Annotated in this window: 11 protein-coding genes; 6 read left to right on the top strand and 5 right to left on the bottom strand. The window is 73.3% G+C overall.

Features of this window, described 5'->3' with window-relative positions; genetic code table 11:
- Positions 1-246: 246 nt before the first annotated feature.
- On the top strand, positions 247-813 hold the full coding sequence (locus IE096_RS18640) for an RNA polymerase sigma factor (RefSeq protein WP_189453153.1): 567 nt from the start codon (positions 247-249) through the stop codon (positions 811-813).
- The gene (locus IE096_RS18645) at positions 810-2,060 is read left to right on the top strand and encodes a maleylpyruvate isomerase N-terminal domain-containing protein (protein WP_189453155.1); all 1,251 of its coding nucleotides are present in this window, start codon (positions 810-812) and stop codon (positions 2,058-2,060) included. The genes IE096_RS18640 and IE096_RS18645 overlap by 4 nt, the downstream gene beginning before the upstream one ends.
- Before the next feature lie 107 nt (positions 2,061-2,167).
- Here the strand turns inward: IE096_RS18645 and purU are convergent, their stop codons facing one another.
- The 4 genes from purU to IE096_RS18665 form a co-directional block, all read right to left on the bottom strand.
- Positions 2,168-3,031, bottom strand: coding sequence for a formyltetrahydrofolate deformylase (purU, locus tag IE096_RS18650; RefSeq protein WP_189453157.1), 864 nt, complete (start codon positions 3,029-3,031; stop codon positions 2,168-2,170).
- An 82-nt stretch (positions 3,032-3,113) separates the two neighbouring features.
- The gene (locus IE096_RS18655) at positions 3,114-3,557 is read right to left on the bottom strand and encodes an SCO4402 family protein (RefSeq protein ID WP_189453576.1); all 444 of its coding nucleotides are present in this window, start codon (positions 3,555-3,557) and stop codon (positions 3,114-3,116) included.
- Between the two features lie 105 nt (positions 3,558-3,662).
- Entirely contained in the window at positions 3,663-5,087 is a 1,425-nt protein-coding gene (locus tag IE096_RS18660; RefSeq protein ID WP_189453159.1) for a hypothetical protein, read from the bottom strand.
- A 525-nt stretch (positions 5,088-5,612) separates the two neighbouring features.
- Positions 5,613-7,001, bottom strand: coding sequence for an NsdA family TPR-like regulatory protein (locus tag IE096_RS18665; protein ID WP_189453161.1), 1,389 nt, complete (start codon positions 6,999-7,001; stop codon positions 5,613-5,615).
- A gap of 368 nt (positions 7,002-7,369) precedes the next feature.
- Here IE096_RS18665 and IE096_RS18670 point away from each other — a divergent pair, with 368 nt between their 5' ends.
- From IE096_RS18670 to IE096_RS18680, 3 genes are all read left to right on the top strand, one after another.
- Positions 7,370-8,038: a bifunctional DNA primase/polymerase gene (locus IE096_RS18670; protein WP_373298159.1), complete on the top strand. Its 669-nt coding sequence runs from the start codon at positions 7,370-7,372 to the stop codon at positions 8,036-8,038.
- A gap of 190 nt (positions 8,039-8,228) precedes the next feature.
- Positions 8,229-9,035, top strand: a complete 807-nt coding sequence (locus IE096_RS18675) for an ABC transporter ATP-binding protein (protein ID WP_189453165.1) — start codon at positions 8,229-8,231, stop codon at positions 9,033-9,035.
- Positions 9,032-10,696, top strand: coding sequence for a transporter (locus tag IE096_RS18680; RefSeq protein ID WP_229820350.1), 1,665 nt, complete (start codon positions 9,032-9,034; stop codon positions 10,694-10,696). Before IE096_RS18675 ends, IE096_RS18680 begins: the two co-directional genes overlap by 4 nt.
- Before the next feature lie 79 nt (positions 10,697-10,775).
- Here the strand turns inward: IE096_RS18680 and IE096_RS18685 are convergent, their stop codons facing one another.
- On the bottom strand, positions 10,776-11,876 hold the full coding sequence (locus tag IE096_RS18685) for a citrate synthase 2 (RefSeq protein WP_189453167.1): 1,101 nt from the start codon (positions 11,874-11,876) through the stop codon (positions 10,776-10,778).
- 602 nt (positions 11,877-12,478) lie between these two features.
- On the opposite strand from IE096_RS18685, the gene pdxH reads away from it, so the two are divergent.
- On the top strand, positions 12,479-13,120 hold the full coding sequence (gene pdxH / locus IE096_RS18690) for a pyridoxamine 5'-phosphate oxidase (protein ID WP_268248330.1): 642 nt from the start codon (positions 12,479-12,481) through the stop codon (positions 13,118-13,120).
- Positions 13,121-13,263: the final 143 nt, after the last annotated feature.

A 13,263-nucleotide genomic window follows, 5' to 3' on the forward strand; every position in this document is an offset into this window, starting at 1 on the left:
GAACCCTTCATCCCCATAGATCCGGTCACACCCGCATAACACATCGGCACATTCGTGCACGTACGATCGACCCCGATCGCCGACTGGGTGGAACATGCACGCATGGTGACCGATCCAATACCACACGCGACATGGATCAGGCGGCGTCTTTCCGGGATTCATCCCAACCGCTCGTGCGGTGTCGGACCCTCCCGTTACATTCGGCGTGAGGGCGTACAGCAGTGCGTACGTAAGGGGGCCGGGCCAATGACGAACGACGCGCCACCGCGTTGGGACCGCAGGATGCAGCAGCGCCTCACGCACGGCGAGGCCGCGGCCCTCGGCGAGCTCTACGACCGTTTCGCCTCCCTCGTGCACGGCCTCGCCCACCGCGTCCTGGGCGACGAGGCCGCGGCCGACCGCGTCACGCGCGAGGTCTTCGGTCATATCTGGGAGCACCCCGAGGAGTTCGACCCCCGGGAGGGCCCCCTGCGCTCCTGGATCGCCGGCCTGGCCCACCGGCACGCCGTCAGCACCCTGCGGCGCACCGAGGCCGACGAGGAGCGCCCGGCGGCCGAGATCGAGGAGAAGGTGCGCGCCGCGAGCGCCGCCGCCCGCGCGGACTACATCGTCACGTCCATGCCCGCGCCCCTGCGGGCCGCGCTGGATCTCGCCTACTTCCGCCGCCTCGACTACCGCCAGACCGCCGTACGGCTCGGCGTCACCGAGGACGAGGCGCGGCGCAGACTCCGGCTGGGCTTACAGCTGCTGTCCACGGCCCATGACGGCCCGCGCGCGGTCTCGCCGCCCGGCGGTGGGGCGGCGCTGCGATGAGCACCGCACCCCGACCGGGCGAGGAGGGCGGGCACGGCGTGCGCGGACCGCACGTGCCCGGCTCGCGCGTATCCGAGTCGCACGTACCCGAGTCGCGCGTCCCCGCGCAGCGCGCCGCCGTGGAGGGCGGCGCGGGCCGGTCCGCGACCCCGCTCGTCCGCTCCCACCCGCTGCTCAAGTCACTGCTCGGCGCCTGGGCGCTGGCCGCCTGCTCGCCCGAGGAGACCGCCGCCGTCGAGGCCCATCTGACCGACTGCGCGCCCTGCGCCGACGAGGCCGTCCGGCTGCGCGACGCCGTCGCGCTGCTCCACCCCGAGGACAGCCTCGACCTCGACCCGGGGCTGCGCGCCCGGGTGCTGACCGCGGCGCTCAACCGCAGGCCCGCGCGGATCCCGGTCCCCGAGTGGGCCGCTCCCTACGAGGCGGAGGCATCCCGGCTCGACGCGCTGCTGCGTGACATCGGCGAGACCGAATGGCGGGCCCCGGTACGGCTCGGGTGGTTCGACGGGCGCTCCCCGGTCACGCGCGAGGTGACGGTGGCGGACGTCATCGGCCATCTCACCGCGGTGGACACGATCGTGGCGGGCGCGCTCGGCATGGCGGACCCGCTGCGCGGGGCGTCCCCCGAGGAGCGAACGGAAGCCCTGTGGGCGGCGGAGCAGGGCGACCGGACGCCCGCCTCCGTCCGGGCAGCGTGGCGTGACCAGGAGCAGACGCTGATACGGACGGTCTCCTTCGCGGGCGAAGCCGCCGCGGAGCTCCCCGTGGACTACGGGCCGTTCGCGCTGCCCCTGCGCGACGCCTTCCTGGACCGGGCCTTCGAGTGCTGGACACACGCCGGGGACATCGCGGAGGCCGTCGACTACCCCTACGCGCCACCGTCGCCGGCCCACCTCAACGGCATGATCGACCTGGCGGCCCGGATGCTGCCCGGCGCGATAGCCGCCCGGCGCCGCGCCGGCCTCGCACCGCCGGCGCGCGGCCTGGTGGTGGCGGGCGCACCGGGGCGCGCGCTCCATCTGGAGATCGAGGGGCGGGGTGGCGGACACTGGTACATCGCCCTGGACTCCCCCGGGGCGACCGGGACCCCCGAGGGGGAGGTGGCACATGTGGCGCTGGACGGGGTCGAGTTCTGCCGGCTGGCCGCGGGCCATGTCCCGCCGGAGGAAGCGGCGGCGGGTTCGCTCGGTGACGAGGAAGCCGTGCGCGACGTCCTGTACGCGACGGCATCACTGTCACGGCTGTGACACGCCGCTGACCCGCTCCTGACTCGCCCCTGACTCGCCCCTGACTCGCCCCTGAACCCGCTCCTGTTCCCTCCCCCGGCCCGCCCGGGCCGGGGGAGGGAGCGGAATCACGCGAAGACGACCGTGCGGGTGCCGTTCAGCAGGACGCGGTGCTCGCTGTGCCACTTCACGGCACGGGCCAGCGCCTGGCACTCGACGTCGCGGCCGACGGCGACGAGCTGCTCCGGGGTGACCTCGTGGCCCACCCGCTCGACCTCCTGCTCGATGATCGGGCCCTCGTCGAGGTCGGCCGTCACATAGTGCGCGGTGGCACCGATCAGCTTCACACCGCGCGCGTGCGCCTGGTGGTACGGCTTCGCGCCCTTGAAGCTCGGCAGGAAGGAGTGGTGGATGTTGATGATCCGGCCGGACAGCGCCTTGCAGAGGTCGTCGGAGAGCACCTGCATATAGCGGGCGAGGACGACCAGCTCGACGTTCTCCGCCTGCACGAGCTCCAGCAGCCGCGCCTCGGCCTCCGGCTTGTTCTCCCTCGTCACCGGAATGTGATGGAAGGGGACGCCGTAGGAGCCGACGAGCTCGGCGAAGTCGGTGTGGTTGGAGACCACCGCGGCGATCTCCACCGGGAGGGCGCCGATCCGGGAGCGGAAGAGCAGGTCGTTGAGGCAGTGCCCGAACTTGGACACCATCAGGACGATGCGCATCTTCTCGTCGGCCCGGTGGATCTGCCAGTCCATCTGGAAGGAGTCCCCGACCGCCGCGAAGCTGGCCCGCAGCTTCTCCAGCGTGACGGGCGCCTCGGCGCCGAAGTGGACGCGCATGAAGAACAGGCCCGTGTCGCGGTCACCGAACTGCTGGCTGTCCTCGATGTTGCAGCCGGTCATGAAGAGATAGCTGGACACCGCGTGGACGATGCCCTGCTTGTCCGGGCAGGAGAGGGTGAGGACGTACTGCTGGGGCTGTTCGGTGGTCATAGCCCAATAGCGTCGCACACCCGGGACCCTGCCGGAGCCCGATGCCCGTCGGCGCCCGTCCAGTACCGCGTCGCGAGCTCTGTCAGTACCTCGTCGCGAGCTCCAGCACCGCCAGCGGGGGCGGCGGCGCGTCCGGGTCGTGGCCGTCGCCCAGGGCCATCCGCACATGGGCCTCCCGGGCGGCCCGGACGGCCTCCGGCCAGCCGTGGTGCCCCAGGTACGCGGACGCCGGCGCGTCCGCCCCGACCTGGTGCATGATCCGCAGTACACGCAGCACGGCGACGTCGACGAGCGCGGCCTCTCCCGAGTCCCGGAAGACCGTGCCGACGTATTTCTCGGCCGACCAGTTGTCCAGCCAGGTGTCCTCGACCAGGCGGTAGACGGCGTCGGTCACGTCCCCGTACCCCTCCCGGCCCGCCACCCAGCACTCCTGCTGGAAGACCGGGTCCGAGAGCATGTGCAGCGCCGAGCGCACGTTCGCACGCCAGCGCCACCACGGCATGTCATTGAGCGGCATACCGCCCATGGTGGTCGAGCGGCGGCCGCGACGGGAAGACTTCTCTGAACCCTGCACAACAATCGATCGTACGTTCCCGTGCGCCGTGCCGGAGCCCGGCCCCGGCGTTCAGGCTCACAGCTGGGTCCAGTCGTGGGGCGTCAGGCCGTACTGCCGCGCGATCGGGTTCCACAGGTCGGCCGCCTTCTTCTTGGCGGCCGTCGCGTCGGCGCTGGCACGGTCGCCGTCCGCGCTGTCACGCGTCGGCAGGGCGTGGTCCTTCACACAGCCCTTCTTGCCCTTGGCCTGGCGGGCCCAGGCCGCGTAGTGGCTGTCCGCCGAGGCGGACGACTGCCACGCCTTCGTCAGCTGGGCGGTGAGGGCGGCGCTGTTGGACAGCTTGTCCGTGGGCGTCTGCCCGAGCCGGGTGACCAGGGCGTTGCGCTCGCCCGCGGCGGCGGTGAGATCGGCGGCGGACTTGTCGAGGTCCTTGCAGTTCCGGGTGGCGTCCACGGACCTGATGACCGCGTCCCGGCTGTTGTTGCTGTCCTTCAGCAGCGCGTCCAGCGCCTTGGCCTGCGCCGCCGCCGGGTCGTCGGTCTTGGCCGACGGCGAGGGCGTGGCGCTGGGGGTGTCCGCGGGCTTGGGCGACGCGGCGGCGGAGGGGGCGGTCGTCGCCGGGGTCGCGGCGGCGGCGTTCTGCTTGTCGCCGCCGTTGTCGTCCCCGCCGCTGAGCAGCGCGCCCGCGCCGAGCCCGGCGACGGCGCAGCCCGCGACGACGGCCGCGATCACCACGGCCGGGGACTTCTTGCGGCCCGCCGGACGCGGCCCGCCGTGGCCGCCGCCCGGCACCACCGGGGCGCCGGGCGCGCCCGGCATTCCCGGCATGCCGGGGCCGCCCCGGTGACCCTGCGCACCCGGGGCGCCCGGGAAGCCGGTGGGGTTCGGGAAGCCCGCGGAGTTCTGGGCGCCCGGGGCGCTCGGGGGGTAGCCGTACGAACCGCCCGCGCCGTGGGACGCCTGCGGCTGCCCGGGGAAGGACGCGGGCACGGACCCGCCCGGCGGTACGGGCGGCAGTTGCTGCGTGGGCGTCGCGGAGCGGAACAGCGTGTCGAACTCGGCGGGCGGCGGCCGCTCCCCGGGCCGGGCCATCACCGAGAAGGGCGTGGCGGGCGTGGGCGTGGAGGTGGTGGGCGCGGCGGGCGGCGGGACGGCGGCGGAGCCGGAGCCCGTGGCCGACGAGGGCGCGGCTCCGGGCGCGGCCGGCGCTCCCGGCGCGGCTGCCGGAGCGGACCCCGGCCCGGCCGGGGGCACGGGCGGCATGAGGGTCGTCGCCGCCTCGGCGCTCGCCGTGTGCGCGGGGGACGGCTCGTCGCGCTCGTTGACGACGGGCGGGAGGTACTGCGTCGCGGCGGCGGAGTCCGCGCCGGGGGCGGACGGTACGGGCGGCAGGTACTGGGTGGCCGCTTCGGCGGCCATGGCGCCCGTGGGGCCACCGTTGCCCGTGACGGGCGGGAGGTACTGGGTGGCGGCGTCGGCACCGGCCCCGGCCCCGGTCATGGGCGGCAGGAAGGCCGTGGCCTCCGCGTCCCCATAAGAGGCATGGCCACCGACGGCCGGCGGGTTGCCCGGGTGCGAGGGCAGCAACTGCGTGGCCTCGGCAGCGGATTCGGGCCCGGAGTGTCCAGGACCCGCGCCGGGTATACCGGATATCTCCGGCTCCTCACGTATCTCGCGTATCCCGTGGATCTCCGGTATCGCGGGCGCGCCGGCCCCGCCGCCCCGCGGCGGGTTCTCCGGCGGGAGAGGGGCGCCGGCCGTGGGCCAGGGCGTGCCCCAATCGGGGGCAGGCCGAACTGGCGGCGCGGGCGGGGCCGCAGGGCGCTGCGGCTCGTTTCCCTGTCCGCTCTGCGTCACCGGGACTCCTCAGGCTGTAACGGGACTTACGGGACCGGCGGCTCACGCTACCGGGTCCTGCGGGCGGTCGGCCATGCGCCGCCCGTTCGCCCCGAAACGCCCCGCTGTGCGGGCCGTCCTCAAACGCCGGACGGGCTGCCCAAGGTCTTCAACCCGCCCGGCATCCGACTACGCCGCCTGCATCTCCATCCGCGCCCCGAACTCCCGTACCACCGGCTCGTCCCGGTACGGCTCCAGCCGCTGCTGGAAGTCGTCCAGGTACTCCGCGCCCCGGTTGGACCGCAGCGTGCCCAGCAGCTCCAGGGCCCGGCTGCCGGTGGCGACCGCCTCCTCCACCTCCCTCTGCTGCACGTGCGCCGTGGCCAGGAGCAGCAGGTCGATCGCCCGGCGGCGGACCCGGCCCGGCGGGTGCGCGGCGAGCGCGTCCTCGGCGTGGCGCCGCGCCGGTTCGGCCTGGCCCAGGTCACGGTGACAGTGGGCCAGCTCGTCCGAGAGGTACGCCTGGTCGAAGTGGCGGATCCAGGGCGGTTCGTCCCCCGACTCCCGGCCGCTGTCGGCCGCTTCGAGCCGGGAGACAGCCCGGCTCGCGACGACCTGGCAGGAGCGCGCGTCGCCCAGCAGCGCGTGCCCGCGCGCCTCGGCGGCGTAGAACATCGCCTCCGCGCGGGGCGGAACATGCCCCCGCGCCCCCTCCTGCGCGGCCTTGGCGAGCTGCGCGATCTCCCGTGGATTGCCGAGCGACGCGGCGAGGTGGCTCATGCTGGCGGCCAGCACGTATCCCCCGTACCCCCGGTCGCCGGCCGCCTGGGCGAGCCGCAGCGCCTGGATGTAGTAGCGCTGGGCGAGCCCGGGCTGGCCCGTGTCGACGGCCATGTAGCCGGCGAGCTCCGTCAGCCGGGCCACGGCCGCGAAGAGCTCGCGCCCGACCGCCTCCCGGTAGGAGCCGGCGAGCAGGCCGGAGACGACGCTGTTGAGGTAGTGGACCACCACCGGGCGGACGTGCCCGCTGCCGTAGCGGTGGTCGAGCTCGACGAGGGCCTCCGTGGTGGCGCGGACGGCCTCGACGTCGGCGGTGCCGACCCGTGCCCCCGCGCTCCGGGCGACCTGCGCGTCGGCGGCGGTGATCAGCCAGTCGCGGCTGGGCTCGACGAGCGCGGAGGACGCCACCGAGGTGCCGCTGAGGAAGTCGCGTCGGCCGACATCACTGCGCCACAGCTCGCAGACCTGCTCGATCGCGCCGAGCACGGTCGGGGAGAACTGGAGCCCGACGCCGGAGGCCAGGTTCTTGCCGTTGGCCATGCCGATCTCGTCGATCGTCACCGTGCGGCCCAGCTTGCGGCCGAGGGCCTCGGCGATGACGGCGGGGGCCCGGCCGCGCGGCTGCTGACCGCGCAGCCAGCGGGCCACGGACGTCTTGTCGTAACGCAGGTCCAGCCCGTGCTCGGCGCCGCACATGTTCACACGGCGCGCCAACCCGGCGTTGGAGCAGCCGGCTTCCTGGATGAGCGCCTGCAGCCGTTCGTTCGGCTGCCGCGCCACAAGTGGCCTCGCGGCCATGCTTTACCCCCTGAGACTGCTGATACCGCTATGCGTTCGCGATGAGTCCCGCCGGATGCGGAACAGCCGGTTCGGCCGGGACAGCCGGGTCGGCCGTGAACGCTCTCTCCCGTGATCTTTGCCCCCTGGATATCCGGAGAATGCAGGACTTGCCGGTATTCGCGCCAATCGCGGCGATCCACGAACGGAACCACCGCCTCGGTGGCCCGCGCCGTCAACCGCCGCCCAGGTGGCTACCCCTTCGCGGCGGCGAACCCTCGCCTGCGCCCCCGTACATGCATCCGTGCGCCCCGTGTGCTGTTACCGGCAGTCGCAACTAGCCCGTGTCCCCGCCGTAACCCCTGATGTCAAGGGGAGTTGTGTTGAACGTGGAAGAGACCATCGGAGTAGGAGCCCCGCACATTCCCCAACAACGCGGCGAGCGCGTGCTCGATGCCGCCGGGAGATACGCGGAGGACCGGCACTGGGACGTATTTCCGGGCACCTGGCTGGAGGCCGTCGAGGGACGGGAACGCTGCTCGTGCGGGGAGTACGAGTGCCCCGCGCCCGGCGCCCACCCGGCCCGGCCCGACTGGGCCTCCCAGGCCACAGGGAGCGCGTCCACGGCCCGGCGGATGTGGAGCAAGCAGCCCCGCGCCTCCATCCTGCTGCCCACGGGCCGCACCTTCGACGCCCTCGAGGTCTCCGAGTCGGCGGGCTTCCTGGCCCTGGCCCGCATGGAGCGGATGGAGATCCAGCTCGGCCCGGTCACCTGCACGCCCTTCCGCCGCATGCTCTTCTTCGTCCTGCCCGGCGGCTCCCTGAAGGTCGCCGACCACGCCCGCAGGCTCGGCTGGTCCCCCGCCACGCTGGACCTGATCCCCCACGGCGAGGGCAGCTACGTGGTCGCGCCACCCACCCGGATCGGCAACCGGGGCCGGGTCCAGTGGGCCCGGCAGCCCACGCCCGCCAACCGCTGGCTGCCGGACGCGGAGGAGCTCGTCAGCGCCCTGGCGTACGCCTGCGGCCGGGGCAGCGCCCCGGCGAGCTGCCGCTGACCGGCACGCCGACCGACGCACCCACCGGGACGCCGACCGGCGCACCCGGACGGCGGCGGGAAGCCCCGGCGGCCCGCGAAGTCCTGACAAACCTCATGCCCCCGCCCCTCGACACGCCTCTAGGGTGGTTCCGGGGGGCAGGGCGGAGCCCGTCCCCCGGAACAGCACTCGGGGATTTGAGGAACAGCACGTGGGACGGGAAGCGACGAACGCGACCGGGACGACCGGCATACCGGCGGTCCGCGTCGAGGGACTGTGGAAGCGGTTCGGCGAGCAGGTGGCGGTCGCCGGGATCGACCTGGAGATACCCGCGGGCCGGTTCGTGGGTCTGGTCGGCCCCAACGGCGCCGGGAAGACCACCACCCTCTCCATGGTCACCGGGCTGCTGCGCCCGGACTCCGGCCGGGTGGAGATCGGCGGCGCCGACGTCTGGCAGGACCCGGCCGCCGTCAAGGCCCGCATCGGGGTGCTGCCCGAGGGGCTGAGGATGTTCGAGCGCCTCTCGGGGCGTGAACTCCTCGCCTACACCGGGCGGCTGCGCGGCCTGCCCGGCGACGAGGTCGACAAGCGCGCCACCCAGCTCCTGGACGTCCTCGACCTCGCGGGCGCGCAGAACAAGCTCGTCGTCGACTACTCCACCGGCATGCGCAAGAAGATCGGCCTGGCCGCCGCGCTGCTGCACAACCCCGAAGTCCTCTTCCTCGACGAGCCGTTCGAGGGCGTCGACCCGGTCTCCGCCCAGACGATCCGCAAGGTCCTGGAGCGCTACACCGCCTCCGGCGCCACCGTCGTCTTCTCCAGCCACGTCATGGAACTCGTGGAGTCGCTGTGCTCCTGGGTCGCGGTGCTGGCCGGCGGCCGGATCCGCGCCCACGGCCCCCTCGCGGACGTCCGCGGCGACGCGCCGACCCTGCAGGACGCGTTCCTGGAACTCGTCGGCATGCGCGGCAACGCGGCCGACGACAACCTCGACTGGCTCGGCGGCGGCACCCGATGAGCACCGCAGCCACCTCCACGACCTCCTCGACTGCCTCCTCCACCACCTCCTCGCCGACCTCCTCGACGATTCCCGCCACCACCGCCGTCTTCGTCCGGCTGAAGCTGTCGCTGCTGCGCAACGGATTGCGGCAGTCCTCCGGCCGCAAGGCCGTCTGGATCACCTCCCTCGTCCTCGTCTCCCTCTACGCCGCGCTCCAGCTCCTCGGCTTCGTCGCGCTGCGCGGCCACGCCCACGTCGGCGCCCTGACCGTGTGCACGGCGGCCCTGCTGGCGTTCGGCTGGGCGGTGATGCCGCTGTTCTTCCCCGGCGGCGACGAGACCATGGACCCCACCCGGCTGGTGATGCTGCCGCTGCGCCCGACCCCGATGCTGGCGGGCCTGCTGGCCGCGGCCCTGGTGGGCATCGGCCCCGGGTTCACGGTGGCGGTGCTGATCGGCGCGGTGATCGCCAGTGCCCACGGCGCCGCCGCCTTCGCCGTCGGCGTCCTGGCCGTGCCCCTGGCCCTGCTGGTCTGCCTGGCCCTGGCCCGGGCCGTGGCCACGGCCAACGTCCGGCTGCTGACCAGCCGCAAGGGCCGTGACCTGGCCCTGCTGAGCGGTCTGATCATCGCGGTGGGCGGTCAGCTGTTCAGCCTCGCCATGCAGAAGCTCAACGGCGCCGGCATGGCGAAGCTGGAGTCCGTGGCCGACGTCCTGCGCTGGATCCCGCCGGGCTCCACCCTGGACGCCGTCCGGGCCGCGAGCGACGGCGCGTACGGGCGGGCCGCCGTCGATCTGGCCCTCACCGTCGTCGCGCTCGCCGCCGTCCTGTGGTGGTGGCAGCGCGGCCTGACGAAGGTCATGACCGCCGGCGACGCCTCCACCCTCGGCGCGGCCTCCGTCACCAAGCCCGAGAAGGCCCGCGCCGACGGCTCCGGCCTCGCCCGGCTGCTGCCCGCCGGCCGCACCGGAACCGTCATGCACCGCTCGCTGCGGTACATCTGGCGCGACCCCAAGACCAAGGCGTCCTGGGTCTCCGGGCTCGCGGTGGGCGCGCTGGTGCCGATCGTCAACGCGGCGCAGGGCATGTCCAACATCTGGTTCGCCATGTTCGCGCCGACCATGCTCGGCCTGCAGATGTACAACCAGTTCGGCCAGGACGGCCCGGCCTTCTGGATGGTCCTCCAGACGATCGGCTCCCGCCACGACGCCTACGCCGAACTGCGCGCCCGCGCCCTGACCTTCTCCCTGATCGCCGTCCCGTACGTGGCCCTCGTGGTCACCGGCACGGCCTACTTCACCGGCAGGTGGCAGGACTGGGCCGAGGTCCTGGGCCTGGCCTTCGCCCTCCTGGGCGCCCTCTTCGCCACCGGCGCCCTCGCGTCCGTCCTGGCCCCGTACTCGATCCCGCAGGACAGCGGCTTCAAGAACGTCGCGCCCGGCCAGGGCGCCCTCGCCTGGTTCGGCATGCTGGGCGCCCTGATCGGCGCCGTCCTCTGCGCCCCGCTGGGCGCCCTCACGATCGGCCTCCACCTCGCGGGCGCCCACGGCTGGCTGTGGACCGTACTGCCGCTGGGCGCGGGCTACGGCGTCCTGGTCACCTGGGCGGGCCTGCGCCTGGCGGCCCCGCGCATGCTGGAGCGTCTGCCGGAGATCCTCACGGCGGTGAGCAAGGGGTAGCGGGGTTCCCGCGGAACGCACGCCGGAGGGGCTGGATCCGTCCAGCCCCTCCGGCGTTTCGGCATCCGGCGGCGGAGGCTCAGCCCTTGATGTCCGCGTAGCCCTGGATCTCGCGGGGGTCGCGGGGTCCGGGGCCCACGTAGCGGGCCGAGGGGCGCACCAGACGCCCCGTGCGCTTCTGCTCCAGGATGTGCGCGCTCCAGCCCGCCGTGCGGGCGCAGGTGAACATCGAGGTGAACATGTGCGCGGGGACCTCGGCGAAGTCCAGGACGATCGCCGCCCAGAACTCGACGTTCGTGGCCAGCACCCGGTCGGGACGGCGGTTGTGGAGCTCCTCCAGGGCCGCCTTCTCCAGGGCCTCGGCGACCTCGAAGCGCGGGGCCGCCAGCTCCTTGGCCGTACGGCGCAGGACGCGGGCGCGGGGGTCCTCGGCGCGGTAGACGCGGTGGCCGAAGCCCATGAGGCGCTCGCCCTTGTCGAGGGCGTTCTTGACGTAGGCGACGGCGTCGCCGGTGCGCTCGATCTCCTCGATCATGCCGAGGACGCGGGAGGGCGCGCCGCCGTGCAGCGGGCCGGACATGGCGCCGACCGCGCCCGACAGGGCCGCCGCGACGTCCGCGCCCGTGGAGGCGATGACGCGGGCGGTGAAGGTGGAGGCGTTCATGCCGTGCTCGGCGGCGGAGGTCCAGTAGGCGTCGACGGCCTTGACGTGCTTGGGGTCGGGCTCGCCCCGCCAGCGCTTCATGAAGCGCTCGACGACCGTCTCCGCCTTGTCGATCTCCCGCTGCGGCACCATCGGCAGTCCCTGGCCGCGGGCCGACTGGGCGACGTACGACAGGGCCATCACGGCGGCCCGGGCGAGGTTGTCGCGGGCGGTGGCCTCGTCGATGTCGAGAAGGGGTTTGAGGCCCCAGACGGGCGCGAGCATCGCCAGCGCGGACTGCACGTCGACACGGATGTCACCCGAGTGGACGGGGATGGGGAACGGCTCGGCCGGCGGGAGCCCGGGGTTGAAGGCGCCGTCGACCAGCAGCCCCCAGACGTTGCCGAAGGAGACGTTGCCCACCAAGTCCTCGATGTCGACGCCTCGGTAGCGGAGGGAACCGCCTTCCTTGTCGGGTTCGGCGATCTCCGTTTCGAACGCGACGACTCCTTCGAGTCCGGGGACGAAGTCGGACATCAGGCGGCTCCTCATGATGTGTGCGACAAGCGGCTGCCGACCGGCGGGCCGTCCGGGATCTCCGGAGGTCCGGCCATGGATCGGAAGAGGTCAATGGGGTTGGGCTTGCGGCTGTTGCTTTCCGGTGAGGGTGGTGCTTCCGGTGGGGGTGCTGCGCTCCGGTAGGAGTGGCCGGCGCGGTTACGCGGCAGCGTGCGCGGCTCGCGGTCCGTTCCGGTCTACCCGGTCATGCCCCGTGCGGATGTACTTCACCCCGGACATCACCCGGGCTCCGCAGAAGTACGGTGCCGGGTCCGGGGCCGGACACGATAGCCGGAGCTGACGGGAAGCCACAGCTGTCCACCGGTGATTTTGGGGGGTTCGGGGCTTGCGGGGAAGGTGATGTCCGGCACACCCAACTTTCCGCTGGTGAAAGGGTTACGGAGCGGGATTCCGGGGCAGGAGAGCCACCCGAACACCCGTCCGCCCGCAACGTCGGCCACCCCGTGCTGCAAGATGTCCACGTGTCCCACGCCGACGACTACACATCCGACGACGCCGACGACGCCTACGACAGCGACGACGGCCTCGAGTACGGACTCGCGTTCGACCTCCAGCACGACTTGGCCGCCATGCGGGCGCACTACCGCTCCACGGGCCTGTCCGAGGCGGAGCTGACGGCCGATCCGTACGAGCAGTTCGCGCACTGGTTCACCGAGGCCGCCGCGAGCGAGCTCCACGAGCCCAACGCCATGGTCGTCTCCACGGCCGACGCCGCCGGACGGCCCAGCTCCAGGACGGTGCTGCTCAAGGGGTACGACCGGCGGGGCTTCGTCTTCTACACCAACTACAACTCCCGCAAGGCCAGGGAGATCGCGCAGAACCCGCGCGTCTCCCTGCTGTTCCCCTGGTACCCGCTGGCCCGGCAGGTCGTCGTCACCGGTACGGCCGAACGGGTGCCCGCCGAGGAGACCGCCGCGTACTTCCGGGCCCGTCCCTACGGTTCCCGGATCGGCGCCTGGGCGAGCGAGCAGTCGACCGTGGTCGCCTCCCGCGCCGAACTCGACGCGGCGTACGAGCGAATGGCCGCCCGCCATCCGGAGGGCGAGCCCGTGCCGGTGCCGCCGCACTGGGGCGGCTTCCGGGTGACGGCGGAGACGGTGGAGTTCTGGCAGGGCCGGGAGAACCGCCTCCACGACAGACTCCGGTACGTCCGCGACGAGACGGCGAAGACGGGCTGGCAAGTGGAACGCCTCTGCCCGTAGGGCCACCCGGGCCCCATAGAGCCACCCGGCCCGGGAACGCAGACGGCCCGTGGGCTGCTACCGCCTCCCCGCCTGACGGCGGAACGGCGGTGCCGAGCGGACGACTCGGCGGCCCACGGACCGGGTGACTGCTTGGGATTGGC

It is taken from the genome of Streptomyces abikoensis (assembly GCF_014648775.1).
GTDB lineage: Bacteria > Actinomycetota > Actinomycetes > Streptomycetales > Streptomycetaceae > Streptomyces > Streptomyces abikoensis.

Coding starts and splice junctions, on each gene's coding strand:
- IE096_RS18640 (WP_189453153.1), top strand. CDS start 247: ATGACGAACGACGCGCCACCGCGTTGGGACCGCAGGATGCAGCAGCGC.
- IE096_RS18645 (WP_189453155.1), top strand. CDS start 810: ATGAGCACCGCACCCCGACCGGGCGAGGAGGGCGGGCACGGCGTGCGC.
- purU (WP_189453157.1), bottom strand. CDS start 3,031: ATGACCACCGAACAGCCCCAGCAGTACGTCCTCACCCTCTCCTGCCCG.
- IE096_RS18655 (WP_189453576.1), bottom strand. CDS start 3,557: ATGGGCGGTATGCCGCTCAATGACATGCCGTGGTGGCGCTGGCGTGCG.
- IE096_RS18660 (WP_189453159.1), bottom strand. CDS start 5,087: ATGACCGGGGCCGGGGCCGGTGCCGACGCCGCCACCCAGTACCTCCCG.
- IE096_RS18665 (WP_189453161.1), bottom strand. CDS start 7,001: ATGGCCGCGAGGCCACTTGTGGCGCGGCAGCCGAACGAACGGCTGCAG.
- IE096_RS18680 (WP_229820350.1), top strand. CDS start 9,032: ATGAGCACCGCAGCCACCTCCACGACCTCCTCGACTGCCTCCTCCACC.
- IE096_RS18685 (WP_189453167.1), bottom strand. CDS start 11,876: ATGTCCGACTTCGTCCCCGGACTCGAAGGAGTCGTCGCGTTCGAAACG.